Source organism: Paenibacillus sp. B46(2026) (assembly GCF_056786355.1).
The window spans coordinates 1,102,844-1,120,219 of sequence record NZ_CM165907.1 but is presented as its reverse complement, the minus strand read 5'-3'; the positions used below and the strand labels follow the sequence as shown (position 1 = coordinate 1,120,219).

The 17,376-nt window shown below is 42.6% G+C and carries 12 protein-coding genes; 2 read left to right on the top strand and 10 right to left on the bottom strand.

From position 1 onward, the window contains the following. Positions 1-3 precede the first annotated feature (3 nt). The 8 genes from AC1S8V_RS05115 to AC1S8V_RS05080 all read right to left on the bottom strand — a co-directional run bounded on the left by AC1S8V_RS05115 (position 4) and on the right by AC1S8V_RS05080 (position 10,896). Positions 4-954 carry a hypothetical protein gene (locus AC1S8V_RS05115; RefSeq protein WP_482072703.1) on the bottom strand — a complete coding sequence of 317 codons (951 nt, stop codon included), beginning with the start codon at positions 952-954 and terminating at the stop codon, positions 4-6. A 349-nt stretch (positions 955-1,303) separates the two neighbouring features. Then, entirely contained in the window at positions 1,304-3,649 is a 2,346-nt protein-coding gene (locus tag AC1S8V_RS05110; protein ID WP_482072702.1) for a DEAD/DEAH box helicase family protein, read from the bottom strand. An 85-nt stretch (positions 3,650-3,734) separates the two neighbouring features. Continuing rightward, positions 3,735-5,150 (bottom strand): group II intron reverse transcriptase/maturase, encoded by a 1,416-nt coding sequence (gene ltrA, locus AC1S8V_RS05105; protein ID WP_482072701.1) that lies wholly within the window; start codon positions 5,148-5,150, stop codon positions 3,735-3,737. A 180-nt stretch (positions 5,151-5,330) separates the two neighbouring features. After that, positions 5,331-5,471, bottom strand: a complete 141-nt coding sequence (locus AC1S8V_RS05100) for a hypothetical protein (protein ID WP_482071479.1) — start codon at positions 5,469-5,471, stop codon at positions 5,331-5,333. Between the two features lie 154 nt (positions 5,472-5,625). Then, a complete protein-coding gene (locus AC1S8V_RS05095; RefSeq protein ID WP_482072700.1) occupies positions 5,626-5,952 on the bottom strand; it encodes a nucleoside triphosphate pyrophosphohydrolase in 327 nt (108 codons plus the stop codon). 509 nt (positions 5,953-6,461) lie between these two features. After that, positions 6,462-7,937 (bottom strand): restriction endonuclease subunit S domain-containing protein, encoded by a 1,476-nt coding sequence (locus AC1S8V_RS05090; protein ID WP_482072699.1) that lies wholly within the window; start codon positions 7,935-7,937, stop codon positions 6,462-6,464. Further along, positions 7,934-9,748: a type I restriction-modification system subunit M gene (locus AC1S8V_RS05085; RefSeq protein WP_482072698.1), complete on the bottom strand. Its 1,815-nt coding sequence runs from the start codon at positions 9,746-9,748 to the stop codon at positions 7,934-7,936. The genes AC1S8V_RS05090 and AC1S8V_RS05085 overlap by 4 nt, the downstream gene beginning before the upstream one ends. Positions 9,749-10,380: 632 nt before the next feature. Further along, positions 10,381-10,896, bottom strand: a complete 516-nt coding sequence (locus tag AC1S8V_RS05080; protein ID WP_482072697.1) for a hypothetical protein — start codon at positions 10,894-10,896, stop codon at positions 10,381-10,383. A gap of 143 nt (positions 10,897-11,039) precedes the next feature. Between AC1S8V_RS05080 and AC1S8V_RS05075 the strand changes: the two genes are divergently transcribed. Both AC1S8V_RS05075 and AC1S8V_RS05070 read left to right on the top strand, forming a co-directional pair. After that, on the top strand, positions 11,040-11,393 hold the full coding sequence (locus AC1S8V_RS05075) for a helix-turn-helix domain-containing protein (RefSeq protein WP_482072696.1): 354 nt from the start codon (positions 11,040-11,042) through the stop codon (positions 11,391-11,393). 158 nt (positions 11,394-11,551) lie between these two features. Next, positions 11,552-12,508: an IS30 family transposase gene (locus AC1S8V_RS05070; protein ID WP_482071163.1), complete on the top strand. Its 957-nt coding sequence runs from the start codon at positions 11,552-11,554 to the stop codon at positions 12,506-12,508. A 71-nt stretch (positions 12,509-12,579) separates the two neighbouring features. Here AC1S8V_RS05070 and AC1S8V_RS05065 read toward each other — a convergent pair whose 3' ends face one another. Then, complete coding sequence (locus AC1S8V_RS05065) at positions 12,580-13,578, bottom strand: hypothetical protein (RefSeq protein WP_482072695.1); 999 nt, start codon at positions 13,576-13,578, stop codon at positions 12,580-12,582. Between the two features lie 22 nt (positions 13,579-13,600). Beyond that, positions 13,601-16,738, bottom strand: a complete 3,138-nt coding sequence (locus AC1S8V_RS05060) for a DEAD/DEAH box helicase (protein ID WP_482072694.1) — start codon at positions 16,736-16,738, stop codon at positions 13,601-13,603. Positions 16,739-17,376: the final 638 nt, after the last annotated feature.

Here is a 17,376-nt window from a genome sequence, read left to right as displayed (position 1 = left end):
TTTTCAGGTGTTATATACTAATAAGTAACACTTCCAAATTACGGTTTGTAATTCTGTTGAGGTATAGATGTGAATGAAATAAGGAACAATAGCTCCGGCTGCTTGAGCTTTAGCACCTTCATTGTTTGCAATAGTGATTATGTTGTTCGGGAAGCTGCTTGGAACAGTTTTATCTTGAAAATCATACTTATCATAAGTATGAATATATACTTTCCAGCTTCCACTCACTTTTTCAGCTGCCCAACTAACAGTAACTTTACCCAGAGCCAGATAAAAATCCAACCCCGCATTTCCAGCGCTTGTAGCCACACTGGAATCACCAGAAACAAATGTTTTCCCAGCAGCATTTGCATTATCAATCGCTTTGGCAATAGGTATCGAAACTGTAGTGTAAGCTGAAGTTAGTGACCATGCATTTGAACGACTGCTACCTGCAGCATAATCGAGTCCTGAAGGAGAGTCCTGAAGCGAATTTTTAAGAGCCTGTCCTGCAAAAGGGCAAGAGAAAGAGCCCAGTGATAGCGCTACCAAATTAAAATCAGAACGATACTGTGCTTTTGTTTTTTCTGCTGCCGCTGCAAAATTCAATTGATCATTGGCATTTGTAGAAGACTGGAATTGTTGAACTTCTTCCAAAAATTTGGCCTCAGCCTCTTGTTGGGCCTGAGCTTTTAAAGCAGAAATATTGTTGCTTTTAATACTCTTCAAGACCGTCTTTGCCTCATCGTCATATCTTATATTCCAAGTCGATAAATCTGCTTCTTCTTTCAACTGTTCATTATTTACAGTACCATCTGTCCAGGCATTATTTACGCCATTCGTGATAGGAGTTGATGCTTCGACTGAGAGGGAATCTGCATAAGTAGTATTGCTAGAAATAGCATAAGGCATAAATGCTGCAGACAGTAACGAGAACGCAAGTATTGGTTTTAGTAGCTTACTAGAATTATTCATCTCACTTCTCCTTCTTTATATGTTATTTATTTACATGTATGATATTATTATATATAAGATATTTTGTAAAATTAACCTATAATAGAAAGGTTTTTTCCAATGAAAAAATTAATTACAAAGTTAGCCTCTATACTAGGTTACGGACTTTTAATTACTCTTTTTATTTTTTTTCTTATAGCACTAATTGCTATTATAATTCTGGCTATCTACGAATTTAAAAACTAGATTGATAAGCAAATTACTCGTTATGAATCGATCAAAAAAATATAAGTGGCATCAAAGCAAGGTTTATACCAGCCTCGTTGCCACTTATCCTAAAACAACTTCAATGAATCTCACCAAAAGAGGATTACCCTCGCTCAAAATACGAATGTAACCGATACAGACAAATCTCCTTCGTCCAGCGATACAGCAGCGCCCGTTCCTCCGCATCCTTCACCTGCACATTCAGCGAGAACAGGCCATCCTCGAATCGTGTCATTCTGTCCTTCGCCCCACTCCACATAGACATTGGCATGTCGATAATCAGTTTCTCAATCCGTGTTGCCGTCTTCTCATTCCATTCCCATAGCGCAAGTTTGCCTTTGTCCGAAAAGTCCTTCCGTTTCCGGTACTCCTTCTCCGTCAGATACGTATGGAAGAACCTTGCCATCTCCCCCGGTGTGATCGGGTCCATCCAGTGCGCTTCGCCTCGCTCCAGCATGTACAGCAGCACGATCATCTTGTAGCTTTTGTTCATGAGTGTCTTCTCCACATCGCGCAACCACGCCTCCTGCCGGACGTACACCTCTCCCTCATCCGGGGACAGCAGACCCGCCCAATAGAGAAATCCAACATAGGAGCCAAATTCGTTCCGGTACCCGATACTCTTCGAACGTCCCATGAGATGCAGCTCCAGATATGTTGGAATGCTTCCCAGTTCTCGCTTCACATTCAGAAAGTCCTGATGCAACTTCTCGCGGCGTGGCAACCGTTTGCGGCTTAGCTCTTGGAGTAGGTTAACCACTCGGATCTCCAGATAAATTCCGCAGTTGTCCGGAACTTCAGGCACAGCCGAATCCATCGCTTTCCCGCTTCGTTCCTCGTCCCCGCGCACGTCCAGCAGACTCAGCTTCACATCCGCATTGCGGTAATTCCCGATCAGGTCGATAATGACACAATACGATTTGCCCTCCGCCAGCCGTAGACCACGCCCCACCTGTTGGGTGAACACCGTAAGCGACTCGGTTGGACGTACGAACAAAAGCGTGTCCACACGCGGTATATCTGTCCCCTCATTGAACAGATCCACAGTCAGCACAACCTCCAGCTCGCCTGCATCAAGCTGCCGAATTGCTTCCTCCCGCGACATCTCCGATGTGCGCGAATGCAGACTGAGCACCTTCACGCCCTGACTGCGAAAATAGGTAGCTAAATAATCCGCCTGCCGGATCGAGGAGCAAAAGCCAATCGTTCTTGTTTGCTTATGGCGCAGCCAGGCTTCATAGATCGTCTCCACATGTTCCTCTTGCAACTGAACGGCCATGAGCTGTTCTTCATCATACTTTGTCCCGATCCACCGAATTTGCGAATAATCGATGTCATCGAATACCCCATAATATTGAAATGGAGCAAGCCATCCTCGCCGGATTGCTTCAATAAAATGCATCTGGTACGCTACATTCCCATCACAGAGCGCATACACATCCTTGCCATCCAGTCGATCCGGGGTAGCCGTGATGCCCAACAAGAACTTCGGCTTAAAATGCTCAATCACCGACATGTACGTCTTCGCCGCCGCATGATGGAACTCATCCACCACGATCAGATCAAAGCCATCCACCGTAAACACGTCCCGGTGCTTTTGCATACTCAGCGTAAAGATCGAAGCATACACACAATCCGCCGCCCCATCCTTATGCTGTCCGTTATATATCCCATGACTGCGCTCCGGCATGATCCGCTGAAAAGACTTCTTCGCCTGGAACAAAATCTCTTCCCGGTGCGCCACAAACAGCACTCGCTGGAACCGCTGGGCAAAGAAGCCCGCCAGAACCGTTTTGCCAAGCCCGGTCGCCATGACGACCATCGCTTTGTCGTACTGCTCCTCCATCGTGCCATGGAGCGCTTCAAGCGCATCAAGCTGTGCCAAACGCGGCCGGATCGGGGCGAGCGATAGCTCGGCGGCTTCTTCCTCTTTGTCCTCAGGTAGACCTGTGCCAAATTCCGCTTCTTCCATCTCCGTGATCCGCTGGATCATCTCCGGGTTCTTCTGGTGATATTTGCGGTACTCTGCCTCATACAGTTCAATCGAATCCGGATTCACCGGCAATGTCGTCTCATGGTAGAAGCTCTGCATGAACTTGTCCAAAGCTGACTGAAACGTATACGGCTCCGCCTCCGCATTCATCGCAAGATTCCATTCATACCCCGTCTTCAGTGCTGTGAACGAGAAGTTCGACGAACCGACGATCAACAGTCCTTCCCCGTTGTCATGATCGAACAGATACGCTTTCGGGTGAAAAGAAGTGCCCATACTTCGCCACAGCCGTGTCTCAATTCGGGGATCAACCTCACACAGCGCCCGCAATCCTTCTGGCTGTGTTATGTACAGATAATCTCCTGCGAGCATCCGCACCTCGGCCCCACGTTCTGCCGCCCGTTTCAAATGTGGGGCAAGCAGCTTCACCCCAGACTGCATAATAAATGACGTCATAATCGGGTAGGAGGCTACCCATTAGTTGAGTAGCCGACCTCCCACACCACCGTACGTACCGTTCGGTATACGGCGGTTCCTAAGTTTACGTCGTGACTTGTCGGTAATAATCAGAAAAGAATATAAATCCGAGGGTTTTGAGGCTATGGTTTCCGAGGGACTTGGAGAGGACAGGACTGTTGGATATTCTCCAATAGCCTTTTCTGGTGTTCGCGTATTCCCATGCCTGCTGAACCTGGATTCCACGTGCTTTCAGGTTTTTAAACCGGGTCCTTACTCGCTTCCATTGTTTCCAGTAGACCATACGAATTCGTCTTCTCATCCACGCATCCGTGGTTTGCATCAGACTTTTCATATCCGCTATCTTGAAGTAGTTTACCCAGCCTTGAATATAGCGTCTAAGCTTTTTGGCTCGGGCCTCATTTCCTTCTCCATTGCTCCGCGATGTCAGCTCTTTGATTCGTGCTTTCATCCTCACCATCGATTTGGGGTGGATTCTGACACGTGCCTCCCCTTTACGATGATAGAATGCGAAGCCCAGAAATCGGATTTTCGTTGCCTCGTCCACAACGGTTTTCTCCCGGTTCACTTGGAGAAAGAGTTTTCCCTCGATGAAAGGCAGGATATGGGCCAGCGTTCGTTCTGCGCTCTTTCTGCTTTTGCAGAAGATGAGCAGGTCGTCTGCGTAACGGACAAACCGGTGCCCTCTGTTTTCCAGTTCCTTATCCAATTCATTCAGCATGATGTTGCTCAATAAGGGACTCACATTTCCTCCCTGCGGTACGCCGATTTCGGTTTCCTCCATCTGGTGCTTCACCATGACACCCGCCTGCAGGAACTTGTGGATGAGCGAGATGACGCGTCCATCCTTCATCGTTCTCGACAGCACTTCCACCAGCTTGCTTTGGTTGACGGTATCGAAGTACTTTTCCAAATCCATATCGACGACATACGTGTATCCTTCCTGGATGTTAACTTGACTTTTCCGTATGGCATCCTGTGCACTCCGTTTGGGACGGAAACCGTAGCTGTTCTCGGAGAACTGCTTCTCATAAATTGGCGTGAGTATTTGGCTTATTGCTTGCTGAATGACTCGGTCCACGACCGTTGGAATGCCCAGATTTCTCTTCTTTCCGTTCTCCTTCGGTATTTCTACCCTTCGAACGGGATTCGGACGATATTTCCCGTCCAGGATCAATCGCCTGAGTGTCTCTCCGTTTTCTTGGAGATAGAGCAGAAGTTCATCTACTTTCATCCCGTCGATCCCATGAGATCCCTTGTTCGCTTTCACTCTCTTGAACGCTTCGTTCAAGTTGTGTCTGCTTACGATGTGCTCAAGCAATCTTTCCTCCGACTCGTTTACGTTGGTGCTATCCGTTTCAGCGATCCTCACAGGAACGTACACTCTCGCATATCCTTCGTGTTCCGCACTATTCTTCTGCGCAGAGCCCTCCGATTCCGGAGGTTGGCTGTACTTTTCTCCTCCTTCAGTCCCTTTCATTGACCCACACCTCCTTAGGTTCTGCCCTTCCGCAGGGTGTTGCAACACCTTGCGTACTATGGCGTCTGCTGACTTCTCATGATAAATCTTGTTTCAACCGTGATTCGAAATCCATCTCTTCACGTCCATGAGACCTCCCACGGTAAGACGACTCACTTTCCTTCCATATACCCGCACCATTTACATGGACATGTCCGTGTAGTTATTGGACTTTGCTTTGTTATGCAAGCTCATCCCATGTTCCATGCCTGATGATGTTCGTGTTCCTCGGGCCGGAATTTTGCCGCCAGCTTCCTTCAGATTCCACCTCGCGATGGACACCCTTGCTCTTGGCTAGTGGTTGGTAACTACAAACCCCCACAGCGGACTTTCACCGCCTAGTTAGTCGCCATGCATGGCGCACATATAAATCCCGGATGCATGCTGCATCCGGGCAATCAATTCATCGGCCAGGTTGTCTGTAATGAGTTTAACGTTAAGCTTCGTCGACATCGATCAGATACACCCGCTCCTGGAATCCACCACGAGCCTCGGCCTTGTCTGCCCGCAGCTTATCAAGCTGCGCCGCATTCGCCCCGTGAACCTCTGCCAGCGCCCGGATCACCTCCAGCATATCTGCCAGTTCCTCCAGCGCTTCCTGATCGCTCGCTGCACTTACGTACTCATCCGACTCTTCACGCAGCTTCGTTCTCAGCTCTTGCTTATACTCCTCCGGGTCCAGAATGCGTGTACGACATTCCTTACCGCTGGATGTGATAATATGCGGAATCTTGTCCCGCACCAATTTGTTGTATGTAGGCATGTGGTATAACATCCTTTCTGCTGTGAGAGCCTTCAAGCCTCGCGCCAGAATCTCCCTTTTTGCCATTATACCATTTGCTATGAGAAGGGATGGGTGGATTTTTTAAAGTAATGCTGGGGTATGATGTTTTTCCATACGAGTAATGATTTCATTCACAGCCATATTTGCAAAAATATCTTGTCTTGTACAACGAATCAAATCGAATTCATATAACTCGGTTTGATCTATAATTTTGGCATGCCATACGCTTACTCCACAAGTTTCAGTGCATAAAGTTTTACTTTATCCGTTCGTCTTACTTTTTTTATTTTTTATTTTCCTGCGGATAATCTAAAATATTTTAAACTTAGTGCTTCTTATAGAAAACTAAATATTATAATCATCTTGTATTTTCACCCTGAATTTTATAATCGGGAAAAATAAAATCCAAAAGACATCGCTCAAAATTTACAAAACAAACAGAGGGATGTCTTTTGAAATATTTCACGTGGTATTTATTAGTAAAAACATCATTTAGATAAGATAAATTTTGCTAACGAACTTATTTCTTCCCGTGAGTGAATTCTTGTTTCAATTGTATTTTGAATAAATTTACTAATTTTTTGCCTTGTCATAAACGCCTTCGGAATTGGTAATACTACCTCATCAATCCTATTTCCTATTGTATCTATGACATCCCTAGTAAATTGTTTTGTACGAATTTGCCTCTTAACAATGTATGAATTCAACAGCCCAACTAGTAGGAATGGATCAATAGTTTCCCAATCGTTACATCTTATTTTATACAACCCACCACAGTAAAGAGACTTTGAATCATACTTAGTAATTAAACAGGATGAGCCAATCAAATAAGTGCCATCTCTTACTAGTAATATATCATTCTCTCTGACATCTTCTCGTTTGGCATATTGTTCATATATCTCTTCCGATATGCCTTGTTTTGGATTATGTTTAATCTCCCAATTTGAGAAGTCTGATGTCCTAATGAACGGAATTTCACCTGTACCATAGGCCATTTTACCTATTTCATCCCCTGTATAATAGGTGATAATCTCCTGATCTCTAAGTTCTCCCATAGTAATTAAATCACAATGTGCTCCAACTGCTTCTAATTCCTCCAAAATAGTTGGATCATAATATTTAGGAACAAAAATACTGTCTTTTATTTCATTTGAATTAATAAAGAAATTGTTAAAACCACCAAACTCAGAAGTTATTGTTTCATTAGAGATTAGAGCAGTTATTTCATCAATATCCATCGATTGAAGACGGTCTAATTCGGCTGTATTATTTGATAATAGAACCTGTTCCACAATTTTTGGCGAGTGCTTAATAAAGGCCTTTCCTTTGAGCCTCTCCATCAAGGCCTTTTTTACCTTCTTAACAATGTCCACTCTAACCGTTTTCTCTATAGGCACTGGTAGTACTATCTCATTAAAGCGATGACCTATAGTATCGATTATATCTGCAGTGAATTGGAAAGATCTTATCTGTTCTTGAACTAAATCCGTATTAAAGAGTAAAAACAGTAACTCAGGTTCTAGAAAATCAGATTTCTTCACTCTCACCTTTAATATATGTGATTGAAATAATATTTCTTTGTCTACTTTTGTAATGAAACAATTGCTTCCGATGAGGTATGTTCCATCTCTAACAAAGAGAATATCTCCTTCTTTGACATCTTGAACCTCAGCGTATTCATTATATATTTCCTTACTCACTCCCTGTTTAGGGATGGTTTTTATCTCCCAATTAGAAATATCTGATGTCCTTACAAAGGGAATATCTCCTGTCCCGTAAGCACTTTTACCAATCTCATGACCAGTATGAAATTCAATGATATCTTCAGAAACAAGTTCTTTTATTGTTTTACACATATGTGTCGATTCTAAACTTTTGATTTTTTCAATTATCCCAGGATTGTAATATTTAGGTATATATATGTTGTCTTTTATTTCAGACGATTCAATCCAGTAATTTATCACGAATTATTCTTTCTCCCTTCATGGTAAATCGCCGCTACATCAACAGTATCATCAAGAAGCACATTCTTGCCATCAGCATTAATCCTGTATGTTGGATTACCTCTACTATCATGGCCGCACCAAGCTACTTCGCTCATGAATATTGAATAGGGTTTTTCTGGTCTTTCCTTTACTTTTTCGCATATAACCACACATGTTTTGGCATGCGTATGAGGCTGGAATAAGTCCTCTGGCATGGACACAATAGCCAAAACTTTTGTTTTCTTAGTTAAATAATCAACTACATATCTATATTTAGGCATTCCAAAAGTACTTTCTAAAAGTACGATTCCCAATTTCCCACCTGGTTTTAGCAAGTCTAGACAACGTTCAATAAATAATATCTGTGGTGGTTGCTTTTCTTGTCTTGCTCCCTTTTCAAACTCGCCATTCTCATTTGGCTTCCAGACGTGTCCTAGATCGTATTTAGATAAAATATCCTCCGAATCAATAGCCAATTTTTTACCGAATGGAGGGTTTGTAAGTACAATATCAAAACCACCAAAATTAATCTCACTTTTTGTATCAGTTGACCAATTCTGTCTGGATTCAAGACTGTTTTCACAGAAGACCCCGCCGCGACCATCGCCCAAAATAGCCATATACGCTTTTGCAACTTTACTTAAAAAGCTATCTTTATCTAAGCCGCGAAAGTTTCTAATTGCAACCTTCTGCTTTTCAGAATAAATCTCACTTTCTGGCCAACCTAATTCACGTCCCTGTAACTCAACCTTATTCCATACATACCTTAATGCTTCAACCAGAAACCCACCACTTCCACAAGCTGGGTCAATAATCTTATCGTGTGGATCAGGATCAATCATATCGACAATCATTTTAACAACGTTTCTTGGTGTAAAGAATTGTCCCTGCCCTCCTTTTAATGAAGGTCCAATAAATATCTCAAATGCTTCAGCAACTGCATCCCTTTCACTATCAACCAGGCAGTAGTTTTGCAATGCTCCCACAACGTAAGTTAGAGTATTTGCATCTAATAGTATTGAGTCAGCTATTTCAATTACATCATCATATTGCTTTTTTACATGTTCAAATAATTTAACAATACGTCCGTGTACCTTAGTACTTTCTTCATTAATACCAGCTCTAAAGGTGACGATGTCATCTCCCTTAGTGAATCTTTCATCATATATCTTACAGAAGATAAGATTGATCAGTTGCTGTGCAAATACTTCATCCCTTGTCGCACCAACAGCATTAGCAGCTAAATAGTTCCTTATAGTCTTAAAGATTACTTTAAGATTAGTTGCTGGTTTCAGATCTTTCCTTTTAAAATGTCCAACATCCTCGAGCCTTTGGTCATACCTCGGAATGTTAGGTATTTCATCAAACCTAACTTTTCCATTTTTTTCGTTTTTAACAAGAAAAAGCCTGTTCTCTCCATTAAACCAAACACCTAATTGAGCCTTAGAAAATCTAAGATAATCTTCTAATTGACTTCTTCCATCTTTTCTATTTTTCTTCTTACATTCAACTATGATATATGCGGTATCATCGGTCTTGTCGTCACTATCAAAAACTGCAATGTCTATAGGATATTCTTTTTTCTTATCGGAAGGTCTAACCTTAACTCTCCACTGAGGGCGAGTCTGAATAAACTCCTTGGGATAACCATAGTCTTTAACTAATATTTCTGAAAAAACTTGAACTGCTTCACGTTCTTCAGGTGTATCTTTAATTTGCTTTCCGGAGATATAATCTATAAGAAAACCTTCTTTTAATTGTAGTTCTGTATCTTTTTCTATACTAGCCATATTATAATAACTCCTCATTAGCTTAATTTTTTAGTAGCCTTTCTATCACAGTTTATCACTTATAACATTATACTCAAAAATAAAACAAAATTCTTCAAAAAATGATTCCTATTTTTGCTCCACAAAATATCATATTGTTTAAAATTAATCAATCATTATGTTAGCACCTAAGTATAGAAAAACACCTGTACACTCCACAAGATGGTTTTGTTACCAAGTCCACCTGTTAGAATGACAGATGAACAACTAACATACCAATATTTTGTTTGATTAAACAGAGATACTAGCACTACAATTTAGAAGTAAATCAGAAACACAATACATATTAAATCATAAATAGAATGCCTAAAAAGTACGCGCTCTGCCTTTCACAACTACGATCGCAGTTTCAATCACTTCTTGTAGAACACAATCGATCATGCTACGTCCATTAGCACGATAGATCGAAACTTCAAGCACCAACTTTGATTAGAACCTCTTTTAAATGCAATAGTGAAACTCCCACGATTTCCAGGTGTAAAACTAAAGAACATTTCATTTCTAATGCGTCACGCACTTTAGTTGGATAAATACCTCTCCTTTTTAGCTCAAGCCTTTAACTCTAAGAAATATAAGTATCCTAAACAACAAATTTATTCTGATGAATCTATTATCAATCTCCCTGATAACTCCTCCAATATCTCTTCTGTTCGTCGAATCAGCTTTTCGATGTTGTTCAATTCTAGTGGCTGATAATCTGGGCACTCCTCTAAAGATGACATATGTTGCATCGTACCGATGAACAAAGCGATATCCAATCCGGGTTCAGTGTCCGTATGCACTAGAGGCAAGATTTCGTTCATGGTGAGTTCTTTGGGTGGATGAACTGAGTGATACTTATGGATATAAAGCGCCTTAATCATGGAGGCTAGAGCCCAATCACATAGAATTAGGCAGGCTTTGAACTGATTGTGATTACGCATGATGATTGCAAGTTTGAGATGATACTTACCATGTTGGTGATAGGCCATTATTGTAGTACGTAGCGTATGGTAAGCAGGAATATGTTTGGACCTAGGTTGTGTGGAGATATCATGGTCTTGCAAACGTGGGGTAAAATCTACTTGGTGATTACAATACGCTTCGGTTATGGACCAATTTCTTGCCATTGTCATCCCTCCAAAGAGTTAATACCAATATTATACAATAAATAAATACTCAAAGATATAATATCGTTAAACCATACGATTTATATACTCATGTTTAGCCCCCAAAATCTTGTCTACACTTTTACATAGAGGGGGTGCATAGTATGGATGATAGAAAAATTTTAAAATTAGTCGGTGCACGAATTAAAGTTTTAAGGAAAGAGAAAGGATTATCTCAGGAGGCACTTGGAGAAAAAGGTGGATTCCATTTTACATACATTGGACAAGTTGAACGCGGAGAAAAGAATGTTTCTTTAATTAATCTTGGTAAAATAGCAAAGGCGTTGGAGGTCAATGTCTCTCAACTTTTTGCTTATGTAAGTGATGAAATTGAGTTTATTGAGATAGATATAATGATTCAAGAGATAGTGGATATGTTGAGAGAAACCTCTCCAACTAAAATCCGTTTATCCAGAAATATTATAAGAGAGTTACTTAATGAATCCAAAGGAGACTAACATAAAAAGCAAAGCATTTAACAAAAGCTTTGCTTTTTTTTGAGAGACAGATTGTAATATGAAGTGCGACACCTACTGGAAATAAAAAAATGGCTCATAGCCTGATTCGTGTAGAATGAAAGTTACCACACAAGCATTCACACAAGGAGAATCAGTCCATGAGTTATTCACATCTTAGCATAATCGAACGCAGCAAGCTAGAAATCCTCCACAGCCAAGGCCAAAGTTCGAGAGCCATTGCAAAAGTACTAGGGAGGCATCCGTCGACGATTTGTCGTGAGTTAGATCGTGTTACTGCATCGCAACCCTATCAGGCAGAACAAGCTCAAAACGCTTATGAGGAGCGCCGTAAGGCTTCTGTCTCTCGAGGTAAATGGTCAGAAGCCTTGGCTGCTTCCTTGGAGAAGAAGCTTCAGGCGACGTGGTCTCCAGAACAAATCACCGAACGTTTCCGCATGGAAGGCCTGCCAACCGTCACCTTCAAAACCATCTATCGCTGGATCTACACGGGGCGCTTGGTTCAAGGCGTATTACAGGTTCTTCGGCACAAAGGGAAGCGTCAGAAACCCGCAGAAACTCGCGGTAAATTTGCCATTGGTCGATCCATTTCGGATCGTCCCAAAGAGGTACGTTCCCGTGAAACGTTTGGGCACTGGGAACTGGATACCGTCGTATCGGGCCGTGGGAAAAGTAAAGGCTGCGTGGCCACGTTGATTGAACGTAAAACACGCCTATATACCGCTGTTCTCATGCCCGACCGTACCGCTTTGTCAATGGAGATTGCACTCGGTGTAGCCATCTCACAGTACCCTACAGGGACCTTTCTCACAGCCACGGCTGACCGAGGAAAGGAGTTTGCATGTTATGCCAGTCTGGAAACCACGCATAACCTGCACGTTTATTTTGCTGATCCGTATTCCTCTTGGCAACGCGGTTCCAACGAGAATGCGAATGGCTTACTACGAGAGTTCCACCCCAAAGGTACAGATTTCGCTCAAGTGGAGGATGAAGAACTCGCACACTCACTCGATCTAATGAATCACAGACCACGAAAATGCTTGGGTTGGAAGACGGCTCACGAATCTTTTACAGAGGAACTGTCGCACTTGGTTTGACAATCCGTCGAGAGGAAAATTTTCCACACCAACACTTTAATTGAAAAAACAGAGAACTATCAAAGGTAAAATTATAGAGGATTCTCACCAGCTTTATTTATATCCTCTTTACTATTTTTAGTCCCAAGTCCAAGGGCATTTGATACATGACCCGCTATAACTGCAAATAATGTTAATTCAACAAGTTTATTTTGTGTATAATGCAAAAATTGTAATATTTTTAAATGAGGATAACTTATCACAGCATGTTGCATATTACTATAAAATTCCGTTGTAGGAATCGGGGCAGCAAAATGCAAACAAAAGGAATAATAAAAGGATTTAATGTAATAAAAAATTATTTTTGATACATCATTATTATTTACGTGGTTCATAAATTTAGTGGAATCAATCGTCTCAGAAAAAGATAAATACAAAAGTGAGAAAATTGTATCAGGCAGTATTAAAGCTCCAAAAGAGAAAAGAAATAAAAATATAATCTGATATTTTGATTTACTAACCAACCTCTCACTCTTTACAATTTTTAATAGAGCTTCAAAAGCATTAAATACTAGAATTAACGAAAAAATAGCTACTACAAAAATCTTCATAAAGTCCGAAGTAACATATTTTGTTAGAGATATAAGAAAAGGACTTGTTGGATATGTTTCAATTAAGTTAGATAGAAACGGGAAATACCCAAAGATCCAAACTAAGAAAAACATCAAACTTAAAATAAGCATAATTGGAACAGATAGATAAATATCCAACTTCATTTTAATATTAATGAATCGATGGAACATAATGAGTAAATATAATGCGACAAAGAACGATCCTATTGTGACCAAAAGAAAAAACGTCTCCAGAGTGTACATAGTAATAGGCAACAGAACAACTAGATTTAAAAAGCAATATGCTATCCAAGATTCTAATCTACTAGGAATTACTCTACAGAGTTGTACAGCTAAAACTGTAGCCGTAGACCATGTGACTATAATCTTTGTGTTTAAATCTTCTGAAAATAAAAATACAAGAATATTAAATATATGTGGAATATAGAGCATAACTAGATATGAAGTATTGATTTTCATAATTTTATCCTTCCTTTTTAATTCAAACAATACACTTATTCGCCACCGCCACCATCTTCGCAGGCATCTCTTCCCTTAACCGCCATACAAAGCTCATCGGTTTGTTCCCCTCATGACTCACATAATCCGCTTCGCCCAGAAACACAAATGGAGACGTATAGCCATGCTCCTCCTTATACTCCCGCACGAATAGCGCGATCCGATTGCCCGTCTCCCGGTGATGAATATACCGCTGCGCGGTAGCCGTATGCTCTGATACTCGGCTCTGAGTCTGCCAGTGGAAGAGACGCTCGTTGATCGCATAGTCCTCATAGAGAGTAGATGGAGAGAAGTCTTTGTCCGATTTGTTCAGTGTAATAAAGAAAATATCCGTCTGTTCGTCTGCAAAATACTTCACGCCTTCGCGGAAGGCGGGGGATTGCTGGGCATTCCAGTAGCCGAAGGCGGCAAGCACTTGGTCGATGGAGTACATACAGTGGATATCCAGTGGACAAGTGTACGGGAACGAATTTCTTTTATCCACAAATCGCAGATGAGCCAGATTATATTGGAAAATATCCACAAGCTCTGCTCGGAATGCCTCACAAGACAGCACACGCTGTACTCCCTCTTCGATGCTACTCAATCCCAATTTCTCGGGCGCAGCCCGGTGGAAGGTGTAATAGAACATGATCAACATGCGCCGTTCATCGGCGGTCGTGGGTTCTTTGCCTTTTTCGATATAGTCAATCAGGAACGTCAGCCAGCTTCGGGAGTTAATCGTCAGCACAGACGGCAGTCTGCGGATGTACTCCTCGTGTTCATCCACGATGGGTGCTGTTAATCCGGCTTCGGCCAACAGGCCGCGGAAATACCTTTTCCCCGCACGTCCACCATACAATTCAACCAGTGTCATCCCGTGATGCTCTACAAAATGAGCCAAGGTCAGCGGCAGTCCGGTGTCTTGCTGGAACGTTTGAAGCTTCTGGATCAACGCTCTGCGATTACGACTCATTTGCTTGAGGTTGCGCATAATGTAATCTTTCGCCTGTTTCTCCAACTGAATGAACGTGCCGCGTGGCAGGTTCGAGAAGCCGTTCTCGACGTAGTACGAGATGGAATGTTTGGTGGCCCCGATCAGAGCACGGAATTTATCCTGGAACCTGTACTCCTGATGCGCTTGCCCGATGAAGTCGAGCACGGTCAGGCACTCTTTGCCCTCCGCCATCCGTAGTCCACGTCCCAACTGTTGCAGGAATACGGTTAGACTCTCGGTAGGACGCAGGAACAGGATGGTGTTCACATCAGGGATATCCACGCCCTCATTGTACAGATCAACGACAAAGATCATGCGCAGTTCCCCATTCACCAGCTGTCCTTTCGCAGAGTGACGTTCCTGTTCACTCGACCCGCCATGCAGGGCCATGGATGGAATGCCGGCTTCGTTAAATATTTTTGCCATGTACATCGCATGATCCACCCCTACGCAGAAACCAAGCCCCTTCACATCGTCCAGATCGGTTACGTATTTGTTCAGACTTTGGATGATCTGGTTGGCACGGATTTTGTTATGAGTATAGAGCTTCTCCAGTTCGTTCAGGTCGTAGCCTTTACGCGACCACTTCGCCCGGGACAGATCGACAGTATCGGTGACGCCAAAATATTGAAAGGGACTCAGTAGCTTCCGGTCAATCGCATCAGTTAGACGGATCTCGGCGGCAATCGTATGATCGAAGTAGGCGGTAATGTCTTTGCCATCCATCCGTTCAGGCGTGGCAGTGAGTCCCAGCAAAATCTTAGGTTCGTAGTGGGACAACAGCTTCTGGTATGAAGGTGCAGCGGCATGGTGGAATTCATCCACAATGATGTAATCGTAATACTCAGGGCTGGTGATCTCCGTCAGCTTCATGGAGTTAAGACTCTGAATGCTAACAAACAGATGCTCCAGCGCCTCCGCCCGATGATTCCCAACATGCAGCTCACCAAAGTTCATATCCTTCAGGATATACCGGAACGTATCCCGGCTTTGCCTCAAGATTTCTTCTCGATGGGCGACAAAAAGAAGCTTTACTCCCGCATGGCTTGCACGGAATCGCTTGTAATCGAAGGCAGAGATAACCGTTTTGCCGACGCCTGTGGCGGCGACGATCAGGTTGCGGGTTCGTCCATACAGCGTACGCTCAGCGTCTAGCTGTTCCAGTACTTCTTTTTGATAATCGTAAGGCTGAATGTCGAGGTGGAAGTGGTTGGACTGATCTTTTTTGCGATTCAGAGCCGCCTTCAACTGTGCCTCATGGCCTTCATCTTCAGCCATATAACGCGTGAATTCACGGTCATTCCAGTAACTCTCGAAGGTGGCTTCAATCTTGCGCAACACATCGAGTGAATCTTTCTCTGTCACCTTGAGGTTCCACTCCATACCACTGGTCAGCGCCGGGTTGGAAAGGTTGGAAGAGCCGACATAGGCTGTAGTGAATCCAGTATCACGGTGGAAAATGTACGTTTTGGCGTGTAGCCGAGTCACTTTGGTATCATACGAAATCTGGATCTCTGTGTTAGGTAATTTGCTGAGTTCAGTAATGGCCTTGAGATCGGTTGCCTCCATATAAGTCGTTGTGATAATCCGCAGCTTGCCTCCGCCAGCCGTGAATTGCTGAAGTTGTTCCAGAAGCAGGCGAAGCCCGCTGAATTTGATAAATGACACCAGCCAGTCGATCCGATCGGCGGTCACGATCTCTTTTTGCAGCTCCAATAGCATACTCGGCTCGGACTTCGCACCTGTAAACAAAGAACTTTGGGAGATGGGTGTATCTGGACGTACGATTTTGGTATCCCGGACCGCACGAATGCTGTTCAGCTTGGAATACACATGGGTCAGCACTTCCCCCTGCTCATCCAGTTGCAATTCATTGTACTCTTCTTCTCCCAGCGTGCCTTTCAGGGTAGCAATAATCTCATTACACGTTCGGATCTGTGCCAACACTGCCGTCTTATCTTCCGTCTGTTCTCGTACAATCTTTAGTGCTCGCCGGGTCACTGCCGCCAAATACGTGGACAGCAGTTTACGTGCTTCCTCTGCATCCAGCTTCTCGGTCCCAATGTGATACACATCCGGGTCTAGCGCCGAAATCTCCTGCCTGGTGATGGTGTTAATAAGCTGTTCATATATGCCTTGTTTCATGAATATACCTCGCGAGAGTTAGGATGGTTGTGAATCGTTCTCTATGTATACGGTTAGCTAAAAGTTGCTTCTTCTATATTATCGACCAACCTGTGGAAGATTTCATTAGTTGTTTTGATTTCATAGGAAAAAGCACCTCTACTTGTGGTTTGGTAGAAGTGCTTTTTCTATGAATACATTATGTGAAATATTAACCTAGTGATATACATATTATTAAATATCAATCGGATCTTTCTCAACAAATTTTTCATACCAATTGTTTAGTGGAAAATGTGAGACTTGTATAATTTCTAGAGAGAGTGGTTTGATGGTAAAAGAGCCGCCTCGTTCAAAAAGTTTAATTAACGGTTCATATATGTCTAGATATTGACTAATACCCGGGGTACTCTCTGCGTACTTCGCCAACTGTAGATAGTAATCAAATATTCTTTTCACATATGAGTTTTGATTCAGATAAGACCTACTAAGGCCCAATTTATATTATTTAATTTGGATACTGCACTTTCCAATAACATTCTGTTTCACCTCAACATTTAGTAATCAATATCATCTTCGTAGTACTTGCTAGTATCCTTATTCCATAAAAATGCACCTCTACGTTTGTCTGGTAGAAGTGCCCTTTAATATTATTTATCTGT

What these genes read in the sequence shown, in the direction of transcription:
- AC1S8V_RS05080 (WP_482072697.1), bottom strand. Translation starts at nt 10,896, where the DNA reads ATGGCAAGAAATTGGTCCATAACCGAAGCGTATTGTAATCACCAAGTA.
- AC1S8V_RS05070 (WP_482071163.1), top strand. Translation starts at nt 11,552, where the DNA reads ATGAGTTATTCACATCTTAGCATAATCGAACGCAGCAAGCTAGAAATC.
- AC1S8V_RS05110 (WP_482072702.1), bottom strand. Translation starts at nt 3,649, where the DNA reads ATGACGTCATTTATTATGCAGTCTGGGGTGAAGCTGCTTGCCCCACAT.
- AC1S8V_RS05115 (WP_482072703.1), bottom strand. Translation starts at nt 954, where the DNA reads ATGAATAATTCTAGTAAGCTACTAAAACCAATACTTGCGTTCTCGTTA.
- ltrA (WP_482072701.1), bottom strand. Translation starts at nt 5,150, where the DNA reads ATGAAAGGGACTGAAGGAGGAGAAAAGTACAGCCAACCTCCGGAATCG.
- AC1S8V_RS05060 (WP_482072694.1), bottom strand. Translation starts at nt 16,738, where the DNA reads ATGAAACAAGGCATATATGAACAGCTTATTAACACCATCACCAGGCAG.
- AC1S8V_RS05075 (WP_482072696.1), top strand. Translation starts at nt 11,040, where the DNA reads ATGGATGATAGAAAAATTTTAAAATTAGTCGGTGCACGAATTAAAGTT.
- AC1S8V_RS05095 (WP_482072700.1), bottom strand. Translation starts at nt 5,952, where the DNA reads ATGCCTACATACAACAAATTGGTGCGGGACAAGATTCCGCATATTATC.
- AC1S8V_RS05085 (WP_482072698.1), bottom strand. Translation starts at nt 9,748, where the DNA reads ATGGCTAGTATAGAAAAAGATACAGAACTACAATTAAAAGAAGGTTTT.
- AC1S8V_RS05065 (WP_482072695.1), bottom strand. Translation starts at nt 13,578, where the DNA reads ATGAAAATCAATACTTCATATCTAGTTATGCTCTATATTCCACATATA.